Raw genomic sequence first — 19716 nt, 5'->3', positions numbered from 1 at the left:
CCTCCTATGGGAGGGTGAGATGAAGAAGATGCTTGGTCTGACTGCGTCATCTGGCCTGCTTTGAGGACTATGGTTCCATTGAATCCGCTGACGGCGTCGGGGTAGGGGCCGAAATCGGGAAAATTTCCTGCTGTACTCACGCAATAACTGCGAAGATTCTTAGACCGCCAACTGAAACAGAGATGCCCCGGCTTGATCCGAGATCGAGGACGTGGTTCGTCTTCGCTCTCGGCATTACTGACGAAGCCAGTTTGGCGGATCCTTTCGCAGTACGGCGATTAGTCTGCTTACCTTAATCCCTACCGTATTCGCTTAACTACCAGCGCCAAGTGTGACCTTCTACTTTCCCTCTGCGAATTTAATCGAGCTGTGAACTACTGAAATTACGTCTTGACCTGAATGCCACCTCCCATAAGGGCGGTGTCTGCAACGGGAGTGAAATACTGGCCGCCCCTACTCGCTGTTCATGCACGAAACGGAAGAAAAGACGCTGAACAGCCTCGTTCCACTCAGTCTGATTCGTGCGTTTCAGTCGTGGTTTCGCGGGTTTCAGGGCCAGCGGGTCGGAGACCCGCGGCCCTGCCCCAAGTGCGGTGAAACCACCGTCTGGAAGAACGGCTACCGAACGGACCGGCTCTTTGCCATCCTCATCACTGAGGATGGCTTTGAGGAAGTTACCGTCGAGATTCAGCGCTATCAGTGCTCTCAGTGCCGCCACTCCTACGATGGCGATAGCTCGGAGTGGTTCTACGAAGACTGCGACTACGCCAAACCAGTCGTTGATCTCTGCTTGTTTCATGCCGCGGAGAATCCGTTCCACGCATGCGAACGGATTCTCCAGAACCAGTACGGCCTCCAAGTTGACCGCGATACGGTCCAGACCTACGCCGAGCGGTTCGGCGACGAAGTCGCCGACCGCCATGGCGTCAAGATCGCCGACTCGACCGTCTCGATGAACTTCCTCTCGCTACTGTTCGGCGTCAGCACGGTCGAAGACCTCAAAATCGAGTTCGCCGATGAACTCGCTGCTGAGAACATCGACGGTCTCGTCGGTGTCGCCGACGAGACCTACCCAACGAAGAAAGGCGCGAAGCAAGACCTCTACGAAGAGAATATGCGACGCAAACAGGACGGGAAACAGGCGAAGAAATGGCCGGAGGCATTCACCGTCGGAAGCTCGTATCTGCCACAGATCGGCTGTTTCGCTGGACTCCAGTGCCGGAACACAGCCTTCGCGCGAGCGCTGGCGCTCGCGCTTGTCTTTCCACTTCGTGGTGTGAACTACTGGCTGACCGACGATCATGACTCCTACAACGACATCTTACCGGATCGGGTGAAGTGTCTCGTCCACACGCTCAGGACACGCGCTCGCGGCGACGAGCGCGTGTCCGAACTGCATGAGGCTGGCAAGGTGGACGAGCTACGGGAGTACCTCGAAGACGAGTACGAAGTTGCCTACGAGGAGATAGTGGCAACGCTCAGGGAAGAGTATCCAGCGTTCTGGAACGACGAGGCGGAGGAATTCACCGGACCAGTGAGTACGAACGCGATAGAAGGCGGCAATTGGCGACTGAAGTACGGCCTCGGTGTTCCGTACGCGCGGTGCCGTGGGGCACGCGCGCGTACGTCGTTGTTGGCGCTACGGGATTCGATGTCGACGTTTGCGAACGGCGAACCGGCGGAGAGCTTCGCTCACCGCCACGGTTCGTTCAGTTTCGAGCAGGTGTTAGGGGAGGCTTCACCACGGTCGCTCCCGCCGCGAGAGGAAGATCACGTGGCTCAGGCAGCGGCGTAGAAATCGGAACGCGGAAGCAACAGGTAGTGCCAGCACTTCACCCGCGTACTCCTCACCACCCCTCCCATAAGAGGCCGTGCCTTTAATAACATACTCTGGATCGTTATCTATTACCATATGGGTTGATACCATGGCAACTAAAACAGAGGCTGCTTCGGACGAATCCAGTAGGTCAGAGCCTGCTGGTAAGAGCGTGTGGGAGGTACAGGAAGGCGAAAGTCGAGAATCAGGGCCTGTGCATGTCATTATGACGGCCCTTTTCATTGGTATTGGTATCGTTGTCGGAACGTTCGGTAGTTTGGCTGTCCCGATCGGATTCACATCAGCGTTCTGGCCGGGACAGGCTATACAGTCGGTCGGAGCCGTTTGGTTCGGTGCATGGGGGATTATTGCTGGAACCCTGTTTCCGGTGATATCAAACACTATCAGTGGATCCGCGCCAATACCGGTCTCAATCGCCTATATCCCTGGTAACCTTGTACAGACTGCGCTCGCCGCAGTTGCTCTGAAGCAATTCAATGGTCATCCCGCGTTGCGCGAGCGTCGTGATTGGATTCTATTTATCGGTATCGGCGTTCTCCTTGCAAACCTCCTCGGATCTCTCTGGGGAACCAGCGTATTGCTTGCATTCGGTCTCATTACTGCTGAAGCCTTCCCTGTTGTTTGGCTTGGATGGATGATTGGCAACAGCGTTCCTGGTATTATTCTAGGAGTAGTTCTTCTGAAATATGTCACACCAGTCATCATCGACAGTAAAGCGTTTGTGAAGAACTGGTGGGCCTAGCCATCTTAGCCGAAGATAACAGCAACCACTTCGATCGTCTACTCAAAGGTGCCTGCCAATGAAGAGAAACCAGGTAATAAGAGGTGATCTCAACAATTGAAACTCCCACTCGGCGTGGCGAGGAATGTGGACGGCGAAGCAGTTAACACGTCCATGAAATGGAGTTTCGACGGGATCAACGACTGGAGAAGATCGTTGATAAGAGCGGTCTAGCGGTGGTGCAGAATCCTACGTTAAATGGGTACAGGACGAGATGATTAGAATGACTTACAGGTGTCCGGGAACTCGTCATCTCGACCAGTCTGGACACTCGCGTTCAACAAATACACCGTGATCAGCAGTTCCGACAAGTTCCCCGTCATCAACGATCATCTCGCCTCGCACGAATGTCTTTTCGACTCGTCCAGTCACCTCTCGCCCCTCGTACAGAGAGAAATCCTGCTTTGAGGCGTCGTTCTGCTCGGTAATAATACAAGATTCACTAGGGTTGAACAGGACGACATCGGCATCAGTACCGGGATTCAACGATCCTTTTTCAGACATACCGAACGTTCGTGCTGGATTCGCGCTCATCAGTTTGACTAGATCCTGATGAGAAAAGTCCCCTTCTTTCACGGCGGTATCGTGAAAAATCGGCACGCTTACTTGGAGACTCCCGGCACCATACGGACTGTTCCACCACTCCGTCTGTTTGTCTTCTCGGTAATGCGGAGCGTGATCAGTCGATACCACGCTCAATACGCCTGCTTGGAGGTGTTCCAATACCGCTTCAACGTCATCAGGGCGACGGATCGGGGGTGCAATGAGCGGAAGATTCCCTTGGCGTTTATATACCGAATTGTCAAGTGTGGTGTAGTGGGTGCACGTTTCCGCACGGACTTGGCTCCCGTCTCCGATGTAGTCAGCGACGGTTTCAGCCGATTTCCGACACGACGTATGTACGCCGTAGTACTTCGCACCAGTCTCTGTGGCCAATCTGAGAATATCGTCGACGGCCATCGCTTCGGCATAATCTGGACGTGATTTGGGGTACCAGGTCGGATTCGTGTTTCCTTGATCACGGAATTCACTGACGAGATCTTGACAAATGTCGTCGTCCTCAGCGTGGAAAACGCCAACTGCGTCGAGGTCGGCAATGCGATCAAGCGCACGGCGAATGAATCCATTCGAGACACCGAAGTCATAAGCTGTGAACATCTTGAACGAGGTAACGCCCGCCTCGACGGCGCTCCCAAGTTCCTCTATAACGTCGGAGTCCTCAACGGTTAAACCACCATGGAGACCGTAGTCGACGTACGCACCCATTTCACTAGCCTTCTCGTTCTTTCGAGCGATTCCCTCCATCAATGGACGAGGCTCGTTTTTCAGGTCGTTATTCTCGGTTTGCCATGCGAAATCGAGGATGGTAGTTACACCACCGAGGGCGGCCGCGGCCGTCGCCGTCGCATAACTGTCGATTGAGGCCGAATCATCAATATGGACGTGTGGATCGACGAATCCTGGCATCACTAACAGACCCGACGCATCAATGCGTTCGTCGGCATCAAATGCTGTCCCGTCCCCAAGGGCGACGATTGTTTCGCCGTCAATTATGACATCGGCTTCGTACGTTCCGCTGGTTGTAACGCAGGTGCCACCGGAGATGATGGTTTTGGCTTCGTTTGACATGCTATCTCCCGTCTGACTCTTGAAGCACAGCATGGAGCAAGACGTCGGTACCAGCGACGACGTCCTCCCATTCTGTGTACTCGTCCTCAGTGTGACTAACTCCGCCAACGCTGGGAACGAAAACCATGCTCGTCGGACAAATCGTGTTGAGATAGTTGGCGTCGTGGCCGGCACCACTCACCATCTGTATGTACTCTACATTAGTGTGTTCGGCTGCTCGCTTGACCGTCTCGATGCAAGTGTCATCGAACGGTTCAGCGTCGACACGCATTATTTCTTCAACGTCCCACTCAACCCCCTCACGCTCCCCAGCCCATTGTATCTCATTCTGGATGTGATCAACAGCTGTTTGGACGGTCTCATTATCGTACGATCGGAAGTCGATGGTGAACTCAACTGATTCTGGGATGACATTAATGGAGTTAGGTGAGACATCCACCGATCCGACTGTCCCCACTAGGTCAGTTCCTGTGGTAGCCGTTATCTGCCGAACCGATTCGACAACGTTGCTCATCGCTACTAATGTATCGTTTCGAAGGTGCATTGGCGTCGGACCAGCGTGATCAGCCTGTCCCTCGAAAGAGACATTCATCCACGAAAAACCGTACACACCTTCGACCACGCCGACACTGATCTCCTCCTCGTTGAGGTACGGTCCCTGTTCCACGTGTAGTTCGAAGTACCTGTGAAGATCACGTGGTTCGCAAGGAGCGTCACCACGGTAGTTGATGCGTTCCAGTTCTTCGCCGAAGGTTTTTCCATCCTTGTCGCAGCGCCCGTAGGCGTATTCCAAGTCGAACCTGTCACAGAATACGCCGCTTCCTAGCATATCCGGCTGGAACCGAACCCCCTCTTCGTTACTCCAAGAAACTACCTCTATCGGCCGCTCTGTTTTGATCCCGGCGTTAACAAGCGTCTCAACTACCTCAAGTCCACCAAGGACCCCAATGACACCGTCGAACCGCCCACCGAAATACTGGCTATCGACGTGTGAGCCGACGAGGACCGGTGCGAGGTCGTTATTCTGGCCCTTTCGTCGTCCAAAGATATTCCCCATCTCATCTATCGTGGTTTCGAGGCCAACTTTCTCAAACCACTCAACCAACTGGTCGCGGGCCTCGCGGTTTGCGTCCGAGAGTGATGGGCGGTTCACTCCCTCTTTTTCGGTTGCAGCGATCTCGTTGAACTCGTCGAACCGACGACGTAGTCGCTCGCTATTGATCCGCACCTCTGTCCGATTGGACTCAGTATACGTTTCTGTCATCGGTAGCTTTCATACTTCTGTTTCGTATTTTACTTCCCTACCTCCCATGGGAGGATATGGGTTTAGTTCGGTCAACCCCAGTCCACTTTCTATGGTAGCCGAATCAATTGAATTCCTGAATGCAACTGTCCTCGATGGGAGTTGCGGCGATCCGTTCAAAGCACACGTCCAAGTAGCGGACGGTCGCATCCATCACATCGATGACACTCCCGCAGGCGCGGATCGGCAGGTGGATCTTGAAGGGGCCTGTTTGGCACCAGGCTTTGTCGATATGCACGCACACTCCGAACTTCGCCTGTTTGACCACCCGGACGCCGCTGAGAAGCTGACACAGGGCGTCACGCTTGAGGTGATGGGACAGGACGGCGTTAGCGTCGCACCAGTTCCCGAGCGTCACGAGGACGCGTGGGCGAAACGCGTTGAGTCATTGCTCGGACAGAAGGACGAGTGGGAATGGAACACGGTCGCTGAGTTCCTTGACTCGCTCGACTCCATTGAGACCGGCGTCAACTGCGCATATTACGCTCCCCACGGCAACATCCGTTCGCACGTTGCCGACTTTGATGACCGCGCACTTAACGGGGATGAACTCGCCGACGTGCGCGACCACCTGCACAAGACCATCGAAAACGGAGCGTTCGCCATGTCGAAGGGTATGATCTACCCTCCGAGTTCCTATGGTCGCGATCCTGAATTCGTCGCGCTTGGGGAAGTCCTTGCCGACCATGACACATTGATGGTTTCGCACGTCTGGAACGAAACGGACCATGTGGTCGACTCGATCGAACGGTACATCGACATCTGTGAGCAGGCTGGCTGTCAGCCCCATGTCTCACATCTAAAAGTAGGTGGTGAGTCCAACTGGGGTGCCTCCGAGCAGATCGTCGCGACGTTTGACGCGGCAACTGAACGCGGGACGACGGTTAGTTTCGATCAATACCCCTACACAGCTGGATCGACTATGCTTACTGCACTTCTTCCACCATGGGCCCGTACAGGCGATAGCGATCAGATGCTCGATCGTCTCTGCGACGAGTTAGTGCGCGACCGGATCCGTACCGATATCGAATCTGTAGAAGGAGAGTGGGATAACCTAGCGCGTGCAGCAGGAACATGGGACAATATCTTGCTCACCCGTACCAGAAGTGGGGATCACGAAGGCAAGACAATTGCCGACCTCGCAGACACGTGGGACGTGACGCCAGTCGATGCGATGTGTGACTTACTGGTAGACGAAACACTCGATGTGACAATGGCCGATTTCGTGATGGCTGAGGAGGACATAGAGCGGTTTCTATCCGATAGCCGCGGTACCATCTGCTCAGATGGTATCTTCGGCGGCAAGCCTCATCCACGAGCAATCGGCACGTTCTCGCGCCTCATCGAGCGATATGTCCGTGAGCGTGAAGTGCTCCCGCTTGATCGGGCAGTGAATAAGATGGCGGGTCACCCAGCCGATATCCTAGGGTTGCCGGATCGAGGACGCGTCGAAGAAGGATATGTCGCTGACCTCGTTGTTTTCGATCCCAGAAAAGTACGCGAGCGCGCGACGTACGAGAGTCCGTTGCAACTCTCTCTTGGGATGCAATTTGTTCTAGTCAACGGACAAGTTGTCGTCGAAGATGGCGAACTGACCGGCGCTCGTCCCGGTCGAGTTCTTCGATCGTTCGAGGAGTGGAATGGTAATGTCCGGCGCGACTATCGAGCCTGACTTCACCGAAATTTGAATTTGCAGACGTCAGTGGGTGTTCTTGGTAGTATGTAGTAAGGTGTTTCTTCCCAGAAGCTGCTTGTCTGACGATATCCAATCGTATCTGTGTTGGTCTTGGCCCCTTCCATGGGAGGTGGAAGAAAAAATAGCACCACGTGAATTCAGTGCAGGTATGGCACTGTCGAACACAGTAGTCGCAATCGTTGCCCTCTACATCATGATGATACTCGGAATCGGGCTCTACGCATCAAGGTATGTCGAAACTGATGAAGACTTCATGCTCGCTGGGAAGCGACTCGGGCCGATATTCATCGCTGGGACAGTCGCAGCGACGGAAATTGGCGGTGGAAGCTCTCTCGGTGTCGCCCAGCAGTCGTTCAATGACTGGGGACTCTCAGCCGGTTGGTATGTACTTACGATGGCAGTTGCGTTCATCGTGCTGGCGTTTATTGCGCCCCGGTTGCGGTCGACGTTGACAACGACCGTCTCCGAGTTTTTCAAACGTCGCTATGGGACAGGTAACCACCTCCTGACGGCGTTTGTCCTCCTTTTGCCGATGATCGGCCTCACAGCGGTACAGATCGTTGCCTCGGGAATCGTCCTCTCGATCATCGTCGGGATCGACTACCAGATCGCGGTGATTCTTATGGGGACTATCGCGGTCGGCTACTCGGTCGTCGGTGGACTCTGGAGCGTAACGCTGACTGATCTAGCTCAGTGGATATTTGTCATTGGGGGAGTCGTTCTTACCGTCCCGTTCGCGCTTAACGCAGTCGGTGGATGGAACACGATGACAACCGAACTTGAGCCGTGGCGATTCAGCCTGACTCAAGGAATCGGTTGGCGACAGATCATCAGCCTCACAGTAGTTTATATTACCAGTTTCAGCGTCGGTCAGGAGTACATCCAGCGGTACTTCGCCGCGGAATCCGACAAGGCCGCGAAGTGGGGTTCGTTTGGCGCGGCAATTACGTACGCACTGTTCGCGTTCGTTCCCGCGATATTAGGTCTCGCGACGCTGACCTACCAACAGCAGGGCAACACGATCCCCTTCGTGGCTGAATACGGTTCGCGCTATGTCCTACCAGGCTTTGCTTCGGTCGTGTTACCTGACCTCTTGCTCGGAGTTCTCTTTGGGGCACTCGTCTCCGCAACAATGTCGAGTGCCGACTCGGATCTTGTAGCAGCCTCCACGATCGTGGTCAACGACTTCTACGAGGAATATATCAACCCGGACGCTTCGCCCGAGAAACTGGGTCGCCTCACTAAGATTGTCACAGCTGTCATCGGCGTGATCGCGATTGTCGTCGCGATCTACAACGTGTCGGTGATTATTGATCTGCTGTTGTTTTCGTTCTCGTTCCGGGCAGCAGGTATCTTCATTCCCTATATCGGGAGTCACTACTGGGACGGAGGGAGCAGCGTCGGGTCATTCCTCGCGATTGCCGCTGGAAGTGCTGTGGTAGGACTGGAGGCGCTCGGTATGATCTCATTCGGGGCGTGGCAGGAGCCCGTGATTCCGGGGCTGCTTTTGAGCCTCATTTGTTTCATCGGTGGGAGTTACCTGTTTCCCGACGATGCCGAGCCCGCCATTGTCGGCAAGCTATTCGAGGATTCGATGGTGGAGACCGGGTCGGATGATTAGTTGAAGTCAGACAAGTAACTTTCTCCTGTCATATACAGACTCGAATTCATATCAGCGATCTAATTTCCGCAGATAGCTGTACATGACGAATCCAGCTAGTCGACTTCTGAGTGCCCAGTCGTCATCGAGACGTTCAAGGGCGAGGAAGACGCCCGTCCCTGGCTGATCCTCTCGAATCACGAGGGTCGCTCGTTTCACGGCGAGCAGTACATCGCGGTGACGCTCACGACAAAATCCTGGTTGGACGGCCTGATCGGCATTCCAGACGGGGGCTTCATGGTGGAGTGCCTGATGAGAGCCGAATCGTCCCGTAGGGGGTTCAGTCACTTGATCGAGAGGATATCGACTTCTGGCAAGGCCGCCTGCAGGGAGGTATCATCGATGAAGCCATCGCTGCTTTCGTAGACGAACTTCGCTCAGAAAATGATAAACCTGCATGAAGTGTATGAGACCAAATGTTGAGGATTGAGTGCCTGAAGCTGCTGTAATTGACGGAATTAGCGGGCTGTCCCGTTACTCGTGCTTAATCGAATAAGGACGAGTACTTTTACAGACCACCCCGCCCTCTGCCACAGCACACCAGATGCGACGACCCAGAACCACGGTTACTCGGCCTGAGACTAGCGATCAAGCAACCAAACGTGACGGAGGCTCGTAGCGTGGTGCGGATCGACGCCGTCATCGAGGACTTCCTGACAGACAAGGGCAAGGGCCAGCGCGGTGAGAGCGGGAACTACCGCCAGGATGCGGGTCGAGAGCTCGGTCGGTTCGTCGACTTCCTCGCTGATCACGAGGACGTCGTGACGACGTTCGAGGAACTGGATTCAGGCCACCTCCGCGAGTACGCGCGCTATCTCACCCGCCAGGGCTGGACCGCGGGCACAGTACGCACGTACTACGCGTACGTCTCGGCGTTCTGTGGCTGGGGAGTTCGTGAAGGCCATCTCCCCGAGAACGTCGCCCAGCGCCGCAACGCCACCGAGCCCATCCCCGACGACGGCGGTCACACGAGCGGCGACCAGCAAGCGTGGTCCGACAAGGATCGCCAACAGCTCACCACGTTCGTCGACGAGCAGGCCAGCACCGCGATCGATGAGATCGGTGAAAACCGAGAGGCGGCGATCAAAGCCTGCCGCGACCGCGCGTTGGTGTATCTTCTGTCGTATTCCGGAGTGCGGGGCGCGGAGGTCCTCCGTGATCGGAACGACGAGCGTCGCCAAGGGCTCTACTGGGAGGACACCTACCTCGGAGACCGTTATGCGACAGTGTTTGCCAAAAAACAGCGTCTCGACGATCGGGGGCTCCCCGAGCCGGTACTCCATCCGCTACAGATATACGAGAAGATCCTCGACGCGCCGAGCGAGAACTGGCCGGTGTTTCCCTCGTTTCATCGCCCGACGCTCTCGGAGTGTTTGACCGATGAGCTAACCGCCCGTGGGTACACTGAACCCGAAATCGAGGAGATGCACACGGACCGCTCGCAGATCGAGATTTGCACCGAGTTCGGTATCAAACCACCGTCGATGACGACTGGCGCAGGGCGACACGTCCTCAAGCGGCTCTGTGATGAGGTAGGTATCGAACTCAGTGACGACCACGACTATCTGATGCCCCATGGCGCTCGCCGCGGTGCTGGTGAAGTGCTTGTACGGACTTCAGGACACGCGGCGGCCGCCCGAGCTCTCGACAACTCCGAAGAGGTCGTTCGCGAGCACTACTCGCATATCGAAGCCGGCGAGCTCGCTGATCAGATGACCACCGCCTTCGAGGAAGCAGATCACCCGAGTACGATCGATAGCGAGCGAGAGTGAGATTTACATTCATAACCGTTAGTCGACAGCGGCCCCACCCCGGCTGCGGGAGCTTCTCACCCCACGGCGAGTCGGACTCACTCGTAGCATTATGGGCAGTCATCGAGACGCGGACGTAGGCGGTAATCTGCATGGTGTGGTCGGACACTCTAATCGTACCGCGAGTCAGTATATGAAAAACAGAGGTTTTCATATCTATATGGAAAACACCTGTTTTTCGCGCCAATTGCAACTCGATGCACGTACGAATCCGCTGCCACAGCTTCATCCACCATCAAAGACAATAACATATTATGACCTTGTACACAAGATACTCAATATTAAACTGACAGTATAGACGTTATCGGGGATCGAATATTATAACCTAAATGGGGGGATTTACATATATTGGTTGTGCTAACCTCATCCGTGAAAACCGAGACGCATGAACAGTCTCTCGGCGAAAAATGCCTAGAGATAAAATGGAGGGGTGTCGATCATGAGTAACAAAAAGGAAGACTGGAAAGACGGCCTCTATGGCGACGAGGTTCGTGAGAGGCTGATCGAGTTTGCCAACTCCGGATGGGAGTCAATTCCCGAAGACGAACGCGAGAAGTGGTTCTCGCGGTTCAAATTCTGGGGGGTCTTCCATCAGCGATCGGGACAGGAGAGCTATTTCATGATGCGCCTGACCAACTGTGGGGGCATCTTGGAGCCGGACCAACTCCGGGCCATCGGCGAGGTGGCCCGCGAGTATGCGACTGGACCGGTCGATAATCCGGAGTTCGGGAACGGCTGGATCGACTTCACGACGCGTCAGTCTGTTCAGCTTCACTGGATCAAGCTCGAAGATGTTCCTGCGATCTGGGAGAAGTTGGAATCCGTCGGGGTTTCCACTCGGTCCTCAGGTGGCGATACGATGCGCAACATCTCGGGCTGTCCAGTCGCCGGCAAGGATGCCCACGAATACGTCGAGACGCGACCGCTACTCGACCATATTCAGGAGAACCTGCGGGGGGATAATGCGCTTGCGAGCATGCCCCGGAAGTTCAACATCTCCGTGACGGGGTGTCGAGAGGGGTGTGCCCAGGATTCGATCAACGACGTGGCGCTCGAACCCGCCCGAAGGCTGGTCAACGGCGAGTCGGTTAGGGGGTTCAACCTCCGTGCCGGCGGTGGGCTCGGTGGCCGCGAGCCACGGCGGGCGCGTTCACTGGACGTCTTCGTTCAGCCTGACCGTGCGTATGACATCGTGCGGGCGTTCGTGGAACTCTACCACGCGGAGGGTAACCGTGAGAACCGGAACAAAAACCGCGCTAGATTCTTCGTCGACGACTGGGGAACCGATGACATCCGTGAGGCGCTGGTCGAGAAGACCGACTTCGCTCTCGAACCCGCAGGGACGAATCTTCGGGACGGGTACACCTACAACGCCGGGGCATCCAATGGACAGGGCAAGCACGATCATATCGGCGTTCACGGACAGGCAGACGGTCAGTACTACGTTGGACTGAGTACGCCCGTCGGGCGAGTCCCCGCCGACGAAGCGATCGGACTTGCCGATCTCGCCGACGAGTACGGAAGCGGCGAAGTCCGACTCACTCGCCGGCAGAACCCGCTGCTCATGGATGTTCCCGAGGAGAACCTTGACGATCTGCTTGCCGAGCCACTCCTCGAAACCCACACTCCCGATCCGGGGCTGTTCACGCGCGGAGCGATGGCCTGTACCGGGACCGAGTTCTGTTCGCTTGCGTTAACCGAAACCAAGGTTCGTCTGGCAGTGATGCTCCGCTGGTTCCGTGCCAACATCGAGCTACCCCAGGACCTCACACAGCTCAAACTCCACTTTTCGGGCTGTACCGCCGACTGTGGACAGGCGCTGACCGCCGACATCGGGCTTCAGGGCATGCGCGCCCGGAAGGACGGCGAGATGGTCGAGGCGATGGATGTCGGCGTCGGTGGCGGGATCGGCACCAAACCCGAATTCATCGAGTGGGTACGCCAACGGGTGCCAGCCGACGAGGTGCCGGGGATGATACAGAACCTCCTCGAAGCGTTTGCTGCCCTTCGAGAGGACGGACAAACCTTTCACGAGTGGGTTGAGGCGACCGGCCACGAAACGATCATCGAGCTGGCCGAACCCGAGGAGACCACCTACGACGATCCCTGTTTGACTGACGCGAAACAGTCGTGGTATCCGTTCGACGACGGTGAGAGTCCGGCTCCGACCACCGCCGACGGAACTCCCCTTCCGAGCGATGACTGATAACGAACTGTCCGTCGACGCTGTCCCACAAGCGCCGATGGATGTCGCACCAGAGCTTGTGCTGGGACTAACCGACCAGACCGCGCGTAAGCTACGATCGGGGAGGGATGACTCGATCGATGGGTGAGCCAGTACAGACCACCTGCATGCGATGCGCAGTCGGCTGTGGCCATATCCACGAGGGCGTCGATGTCGGCTATGGTATCGCCTCAGTTCGAGGTGATGTCTCTCATCCCGTCAGCAAGGGGTTAGCATGTCCACGCGGCATCCGTGAGAGTGGCGATCCCGACGGTAAGTGGTTAACACAGCCGCTCGTCAGAAAAGAGGGAGAGTTACTGCCGACGACGTGGGATGTCGCGCTCGGTCGTGTGGTCACGGCATTTGAGGACGTACTAGAGCGCAACCCGGACGGTAACGGGATCGGGATCGGAGTCCTCGGCAGCGGGCAACAGACCAACGAGGCGGCGTACGCGCTCGGCAAACTCGCGCGTGGTGGCTTCGGCACCCGCTATTACGACGCCAACACCACCCTCTGCATGGCGAGTGCGGTCACCGCCTACTACGACGCCTTCGGCAGCGACGCGCCTCCCTGTACCTACGACGACATTCCCAACGCCCGTACCCATCTCGTGTGGGGGGCGAACCCTGCAGTCGCCCACCCGGTGATGTTCCGATGGATCCACGAAAGCGCGCAGGCACCGGACAGCCAACTCGTGGTGGTCGATCCCGTCGAAACGATGACCGCCGAGCAGGCGGCCACACACGTCCGACCGAACCCAGGAGGCGATCTGGCGCTCGCACGGGCCGTCCTCGCGAGAGTCATCGATCGTGATCTCGTCGATATAGACTTCATTGAACACGCTACCGTTGGCTTCGAAAGCCTTTCCAAAGATCTGCCAGCAGCCGATCAAGCGGCTACAACCGCTGGCGTTCCCCTCGAAATGGTCGACGCGCTCACGGATGCGCTCGCCGATCCGACACTGTTGTACTGGGGAATGGGCATCAACCAGAGCACTCAGGGAACGGCTACAGCAGGAGCGCTTATTGACCTTTGCCTTGCGACCGGGAACCTGCGGCCAGGTTCCGGGCCATTCTCACTGACCGGACAGGCAAACTCGATGGGCACTCGCGTGTGCTCTTCGAAGGGAACGTGGCCTGGACACCGCTCGTTCGCCGATCCGAATGAGCGGAGCGCTATCGCAGAGGCATGGGGAATTCCCGTCGATCGATTGCCTGACGGTACCGGCCCCGGTCCGGTCGGTATCGTCGAGGCGATTGATGACGGACCGATCGAGGCCCTCTGGGCCGTGGCGACTAACCCGGTTGCGGGACTTCCCGACGCGACAGCAGCCAGTGAACGACTCGACGAGACGTTTCTAGTAGTCCAAGACGCGTTTTGGAGCGAAACCGTCGAGATGGCTGATGTCGTGCTCCCGGCGGCGACGTGGGGCGAATCCGACGGGACTGCGATGAACATGGAGCGAACCGTCTCGCGGGTCCGCCCCGCGACTGATACCCCCTCGGGGGTCAGAAGCGATCTCGGAATTATCGCCACGCTTGCGGATCGGCTCGTCCCGGAGCTGTTCGACGTCCACGATCCCGAAAGCGTCTTCGCAGAGTTCGCCGCACTGACCGCTGGCACCGACGCCGACTGCTCTGGCATCACCTACGACCGCCTCGATCACGAGAGCGCGATTCGCTGGCCCGCACCGAACGAAGAATCAGCGGGCGGCTATCGGTACTACGATCCCGACGGTGCTGATGTTCCACCGGCCGTTGCTGACGGGCACACGTTGACCCACTCTGGTGACGAATCGACAACGACTGGTAACGGACCGAGGGGGGCCAACGAGTCGGCATGGACATTTCCGACGCCATCTGGCCGGGCACGCTTCTCGACCGGACGACACGACGACGTTCCCGAGCCACCGAACCAGGAGTATCCGTTGACGCTCACTACTGCGCGCGAATCTGGTGGTTACAATACGGGTGTACGGACGCGAACCTCGCCTGATCAAGCGGAGGCACTCATTGCGCGCATCAACCCGGAAACACTCGCGGACCACGAGGAAGCGCTTCGTACCGAGGACGACTCACAAACGACCAGTACGACCATCGAATCACGGCGCGCGTCGGTGTCGGCGTGCGTCGAACCAGATGAAACTATTCCCACTGGAATGGTCTGGCTGCCGATCCATCACCCAATGACGAATCACCTGACCATCGCCGCGACCGATCCCGAATCGGATGAACCGAACTACAAACAGTGTGCAGTGCGCCTCACTGCTCCCCATGCGGACCGTGAGGCCGGAGGCGAGACGGAGCACGCGAATGAGGCCGAAAGCGAGCGGTCCACGTCTGTTGACCGCCTCGCGGAGATTCGCCAATGAGCCTGATCCGAATGACCAAGTGGCGGACGCTCGTGCTTGCCACGATCGGGTTCAATTTCTCGTTTCTGATCTGGTTTTCGTTCGCGCCATTCACCGGGCCGATGGCCGATGAGTTCGGCCTCTCGCTCGGAGAAATCGGGATTCTCGCAAGTGCGGCAATCTGGCTTGCCCCGTTCGGCCGGATCCTGACCGGGTGGCTCTCGGATAAGTATGGCGCGCCCACCGTCTTCGCGATCGTCCTCGCTTACGTCGGCGTGTTCTCGATGGCGAGTGCGTTCGCCCAGAACTACACCGTGTTCTTCATTGAACGGCTGATTGTTGCCACCGCGGGCATCACGTTCGTCATTGGGATCCAGCACGTTTCGGAGTGGTTCGAAGCGGATCAACTGGGGACCGCCGAAGGGATCTATGCAGGCATCGGCAATGCTGGGGCTGCGGGTGGCGCGCTGATCCTCCCTCGGGTGTTCCCGACGAACTGGAGCGGACCACTGTTTGAGACAAACTGGCGGGCTGCGTTCTTCTACACCGGGATTGTCTCGATCGGGCTTGCGATCGCGTACTACGTATTGGGCGAGGCAGCCAAAAGCGAAGCGAAACGCCGGGCAACCGAGAACAGCGCGAGTTTCGAGGACTGGGTTCACACCGCGACCCGGTACGGAACTGTGGTACTCGCCCTCGCGTATATCATGAGCTTCGGGCTCGAACTCTCGATGAACGGCTGGCTTGCGACGTACTATCGCGAAGCGTTCGACACGAGCAACCTCGTACTTGCGAGCACGTTCGCGGCGACGTTCTCGGTCGCAGCGGGCCTTCTGCGGCCGATCGGTGGCTACGTCAGCGACCTACTGGCCAGGCACGAACGGGATATTTTGCCCGTGTTTACGGGACGGTACCGCGAGCAGTGGACGTTCGTCTCGCTCATGTTCATCGTCGTGGCAATGCTCACGATGACACTCGCTGGCTTATCCGGGCAGGTCCTCGTGGCAGTTGGGACAGGCTTTCTCGTTGGGATGAGCTGTGCCTTTGCCGAGGGGGCAATCTTCGCCCAAGTTCCGGCGATGTTTCCCGACAGTTCGGGCGCGGTGGCGGGCGTGGTCGGCGGGATCGGGACCATTGGGGGGATCGTCTACCCACTGGTGTACTCGTCGACGCTCTTCGGAAGCCTCCACATCGGCTACGCGGTCGTAGCGGTTTCGATGGTTCCGATCGTGTTGCTCAATGCGTGGGTTTACCGTCCGCAGATAGCTCGCCGCGCACATCTCGACGGATTCCTGACGCAGGGGTCCGATGCTGGAATATCTCCTGACGACGACTGACAATGGAGCTGTGAGCCGCCGAGCCGATTTTCGTTGGGGTGGTTCCAGAGGTCGGCTAGCAAGATTCGTCATGCATAGCGATCTATGAAGTTCACACTGCCGATGTTGATTTCGCACCCAGTCGTGCATGAGCAATCTACCTGCCCGACTTCAGTACAGATGGTTATGAATGAGGGATCGGCCCAGCTGACCTCTACTTAGACCGTCAAAGAAACAACTGAATGCTACGAACATTTACCCGGAAAGAGTTGATTGACAGGATTCTCCACGGATCCATGACAGACGATGCTGGTGGAAGCCAACTCTAACTTCCATTTAGAATGAGTTGATGTGCCAAAATCTCACCACGAGGACACATGGTGGCTCAGGGCCAACTCTAACCCTTCGCGTTGGTCAACAATAGTTGTCCTATCGTCTAAATCGTTGCCTGAACACCTCCATTTTGTCGTGATCACCTCACTTCTACACACTTCTCCCTGATATATTAGCTCTTTCGGTCGTTTATGACTTGTTGCCAAGCGGTCGGATCAGGCCGGGGTTAGAGGGCGATCGCTGATGATCCGTCAGAAAGTGGATGATATAAACAAAATCTTGGCATATCACAGGAGCGACGGCAAAAATATGAACAACTGAACCGGAATCCGTTTAAACTCTGGTATCTAGTCCGATATCGTAGTGATAAACGCATGAACAAGGTAAAAGAGAGCGACGAAGAACACAGTGTTAGTCAGAGTTATCTCGGGCAGAAAAATGGGTTTTTGACATCCACTGCTGAATTGCAAGCGGTTCGTTCCGAGGTGGTCACATTCATCCGGGACAACGTCGAGGATACCGCGGTAGTCGCGATGAGTGGGGGGATCGATTCGACCCTAACCGCAGCATTAGCAGTCGAAGCAATCGGCAGTGAAAATGTGATGGCGCTCTCTCTCCCCTGCAAAAAGACGGATGATGAACACACTACCGACGTACAGACGATCGCAGAAGGTCTTGGCGTCGAGTACCACTCGGTTTCGATTCGGCCCCTCCTCGATCTCTTCGAGGACCACATCGCGCCTGAGCTCGATCCTGCCGGTGATCGAGGATCAATCGGGAACGTGATGGCGCGAATGCGGATGATGTGCGCGTACTATGCATCGAATGCCGGCAATCGACGCGTGCTTGGGACGAGCAATCGATCGGAGCTACTGCTTGGATACTTCACAAAATACGGGGATGGTGCGGCGGATCTGTATCCCTTGGGTGAGTTCTACAAGACTGAGGTTCACGCCCTCGCGGATTTCATTGGGCTCCCACAGCGAATCGTCCACAAAGAGCCGACTGCGGGCCTTTGGACCGGCCAGACTGACAAAGCTGATCTCGGTGCATCATACGATGTACTCGATCCAATCCTCCGATCGTTCGTCGATGAAGATGCGGATGCCACGACTATTGCCGACGAGGTAGATGTCCCCCAACAGTTCGTTGAGGATATCATCACACGGTATTACGAGAACCGACACAAGCGTTCCATGGCCTCGACGCTTGAGCTCAAAGATCGACAATCTAGCGTATCCACCTGATCTCTTCATTCACTTTACCCGGATTCAAACTGCTCTATTGAAAATGGACGACGGCGACAGGATTGCTCCGTAATGAGTTTGAGGAAACGAGGTCGAGAAGTCGATTATGGGAGTCGCGCTTCTCGACCTCGTTGAGACAGCACGGCGTGTAGCCAAACAAGCGTTGGGGAAGCGAGCGGGCAAGCCCGACTCGGGCGCGAACGCCGTCCCAACGCAACACCTGCCGGAATCAAAACCAACGAGCGTCCGATTCCGACCGTCCGAGGCCCCGCTTTGTGGACGAAGAACGACCTTATACACATAACATTATACGTCATATTGGCCATACGAATACTAAGAGAGCCAGAAAACTTAGGATATCAACCCAACAATTATGTAGACCCACTACCTGCACTTCCAGCGTGAGACTGATGACGAATATGGCCGAAATCGGCGAAAAGATAGACGGTTGCAAGAAAAATAGCACCAATACTGCGGGGGTGCGAGTATGATTGGGGAGGTGACGGTACCGCTTCAGGCGGGCGGGATGGAAGCGGTCGTCGAGAGCGTCAACCTCGTGTGGGTGCTCACGGTCACGTTCCTGATCTTCTTCATGCACGCGGGGTTCGCCATGTTGGAGGCGGGCCAGGTCCGCGCGAAGAACGTCGCCAACCAGCTCACGAAGAACATGCTGACGTGGTCGATTGGCGTTGTGGCGTTCTTCTTCGTCGGCGCGGGCGTCTCGTCGGTCGTCGGCGGGTTCACGAGCGGCAGTGGAGCCGCGATCGCCGACCTGACCGCGGTCTGGAGCGGCGACTCGGCCGCGTGGGTGAGCTGGCTGTTCGGCGCGGTGTTCGCGATGACCGCCGCCACCATCGTGAGCGGCGCGGTCGCGGGCCGGTGCAAGCTCCGGGCGTACGTCGGCTACACGATCCTGCTCGCGGCGATCATCTATCCCGTCGTCACGGGCTTCACGTGGGCCGGCGGCTTTCTCGCAAACGTCCTCGGCGTGGGCTTTCACGACTTCGCGGGCGGGATGATCGTCCACGGCATGGGCGGGATCGCGGGCCTGACGGCGGCGTGGGTGCTCGGCCCGCGGATCGGGCGCTACGGCGACGACGGCTCGGTGAACGTGATCCCCGGCCACTCGATGTCGTTCGCGGTGCTCGGCACGCTGATCCTCTGCTTCGGGTGGTACGGGTTCAACGTCGGCACCGCGGCCGCGCCGCTCGCGATGACCGATGGTGCGGCCGAACTCGGCTCGTTCAGCTACGTTGGTCGGGTCGCGCTCACGACCACGCTCGGCATGGCCGCGGGCGCGATCGGGGCCGCCGGGGCCTCGTTCGCGAAGAACCGGAAGGTCGACACGCTGTACGTCGCCAACGGGATGCTCGCCGGACTGGTCTCGATTACCTCGATCACCGACGCGATCGTCTGGCCTGGTGCGCTGGTCGTCGGCCTGCTCGCGGGCATCCAGCTCCCGCTGGTCTTCGAGTTCGTCGAGAAGCGCCTCCGGATCGACGACGTCTGTGCGGTGTTCCCGGTCCAC

At 57.1% G+C, this 19716-nt stretch carries 11 protein-coding genes and 2 pseudogenes; 11 read left to right on the top strand and 2 right to left on the bottom strand.

Annotated features, from left to right (window positions below; translation table 11 throughout):
• The first annotated feature begins 466 nt into the window (after positions 1-466).
• Both PHA81_RS12755 and PHA81_RS12750 read left to right on the top strand, forming a co-directional pair.
• Positions 467-1795 (top strand): hypothetical protein, encoded by a 1329-nt coding sequence (locus PHA81_RS12755; protein ID WP_273836991.1) that lies wholly within the window; start codon positions 467-469, stop codon positions 1793-1795.
• A 130-nt stretch (positions 1796-1925) separates the two neighbouring features.
• A complete protein-coding gene (locus PHA81_RS12750) occupies positions 1926-2579 on the top strand; it encodes a hypothetical protein (protein WP_273836990.1) in 654 nt (217 codons plus the stop codon).
• Positions 2580-2867: 288 nt separating this feature from the next.
• On the opposite strand, the gene PHA81_RS12745 is transcribed toward PHA81_RS12750, so the two are convergent.
• Together PHA81_RS12745 and PHA81_RS12740 are read right to left on the bottom strand one after the other, a co-directional pair.
• Entirely contained in the window at positions 2868-4247 is a 1380-nt protein-coding gene (locus tag PHA81_RS12745; protein ID WP_273836989.1) for an amidohydrolase family protein, read from the bottom strand.
• Position 4248: 1 nt separating this feature from the next.
• Complete coding sequence (locus PHA81_RS12740) at positions 4249-5511, bottom strand: Zn-dependent hydrolase (protein ID WP_273836988.1); 1263 nt, start codon at positions 5509-5511, stop codon at positions 4249-4251.
• A 91-nt stretch (positions 5512-5602) separates the two neighbouring features.
• Between PHA81_RS12740 and PHA81_RS12735 the strand changes: the two genes are divergently transcribed.
• From PHA81_RS12735 to PHA81_RS12695, 9 genes and pseudogenes are all read left to right on the top strand, one after another.
• Complete coding sequence (locus tag PHA81_RS12735; protein ID WP_273836987.1) at positions 5603-7222, top strand: D-aminoacylase; 1620 nt, start codon at positions 5603-5605, stop codon at positions 7220-7222.
• A gap of 172 nt (positions 7223-7394) precedes the next feature.
• On the top strand, positions 7395-8867 hold the full coding sequence (locus PHA81_RS12730; RefSeq protein ID WP_273836986.1) for a sodium:solute symporter family protein: 1473 nt from the start codon (positions 7395-7397) through the stop codon (positions 8865-8867).
• A gap of 659 nt (positions 8868-9526) precedes the next feature.
• Positions 9527-10678 (top strand): phage integrase SAM-like domain-containing protein, encoded by a 1152-nt coding sequence (locus tag PHA81_RS12725; RefSeq protein ID WP_273836985.1) that lies wholly within the window; start codon positions 9527-9529, stop codon positions 10676-10678.
• 478 nt (positions 10679-11156) lie between these two features.
• Positions 11157-12923 (top strand): ferredoxin--nitrite reductase, encoded by a 1767-nt coding sequence (locus PHA81_RS12720; RefSeq protein ID WP_273836984.1) that lies wholly within the window; start codon positions 11157-11159, stop codon positions 12921-12923.
• A gap of 119 nt (positions 12924-13042) precedes the next feature.
• Positions 13043-15313 (top strand): assimilatory nitrate reductase NasA, encoded by a 2271-nt coding sequence (gene nasA / locus PHA81_RS12715; RefSeq protein WP_273836983.1) that lies wholly within the window; start codon positions 13043-13045, stop codon positions 15311-15313.
• Complete coding sequence (locus PHA81_RS12710; protein ID WP_273836982.1) at positions 15310-16629, top strand: MFS transporter; 1320 nt, start codon at positions 15310-15312, stop codon at positions 16627-16629. The genes nasA and PHA81_RS12710 overlap by 4 nt, the downstream gene beginning before the upstream one ends.
• 686 nt (positions 16630-17315) lie before the next feature.
• On the top strand, positions 17316-18188 hold the full coding sequence (locus PHA81_RS12705) for an NAD+ synthase (RefSeq protein ID WP_273836981.1): 873 nt from the start codon (positions 17316-17318) through the stop codon (positions 18186-18188).
• Positions 18189-18294: 106 nt separating this feature from the next.
• Positions 18295-18384 (top strand): annotated as a pseudogene (locus tag PHA81_RS12700) (IS5/IS1182 family transposase); the annotation flags it as partial.
• 291 nt (positions 18385-18675) lie between these two features.
• A pseudogene (locus PHA81_RS12695) lies at positions 18676-19716 on the top strand (ammonium transporter); the annotation flags it as partial.

This window comes from Halococcus sp. PRR34, assembly GCF_028617175.1.
GTDB lineage: Archaea > Halobacteriota > Halobacteria > Halobacteriales > Halococcaceae > Halococcus > Halococcus salifodinae.
Note: the sequence above shows the minus strand (reverse complement) of the source record. Positions and strands in the feature narration are given on the sequence as shown.

Excerpts from the sequence above, each read along its gene's own strand:
- PHA81_RS12755 (WP_273836991.1), top strand. The coding sequence starts at position 467 with ATGCACGAAACGGAAGAAAAGACGCTGAACAGCCTCGTTCCACTCAGT.
- PHA81_RS12750 (WP_273836990.1), top strand. The coding sequence starts at position 1,926 with ATGGCAACTAAAACAGAGGCTGCTTCGGACGAATCCAGTAGGTCAGAG.
- PHA81_RS12745 (WP_273836989.1), bottom strand. The coding sequence starts at position 4,247 with ATGTCAAACGAAGCCAAAACCATCATCTCCGGTGGCACCTGCGTTACA.
- PHA81_RS12740 (WP_273836988.1), bottom strand. The coding sequence starts at position 5,511 with ATGACAGAAACGTATACTGAGTCCAATCGGACAGAGGTGCGGATCAAT.
- PHA81_RS12735 (WP_273836987.1), top strand. The coding sequence starts at position 5,603 with ATGGTAGCCGAATCAATTGAATTCCTGAATGCAACTGTCCTCGATGGG.
- PHA81_RS12730 (WP_273836986.1), top strand. The coding sequence starts at position 7,395 with ATGGCACTGTCGAACACAGTAGTCGCAATCGTTGCCCTCTACATCATG.
- PHA81_RS12720 (WP_273836984.1), top strand. The coding sequence starts at position 11,157 with ATGAGTAACAAAAAGGAAGACTGGAAAGACGGCCTCTATGGCGACGAG.
- nasA (WP_273836983.1), top strand. The coding sequence starts at position 13,043 with ATGGGTGAGCCAGTACAGACCACCTGCATGCGATGCGCAGTCGGCTGT.
- PHA81_RS12710 (WP_273836982.1), top strand. The coding sequence starts at position 15,310 with ATGAGCCTGATCCGAATGACCAAGTGGCGGACGCTCGTGCTTGCCACG.
- PHA81_RS12705 (WP_273836981.1), top strand. The coding sequence starts at position 17,316 with ATGAACAAGGTAAAAGAGAGCGACGAAGAACACAGTGTTAGTCAGAGT.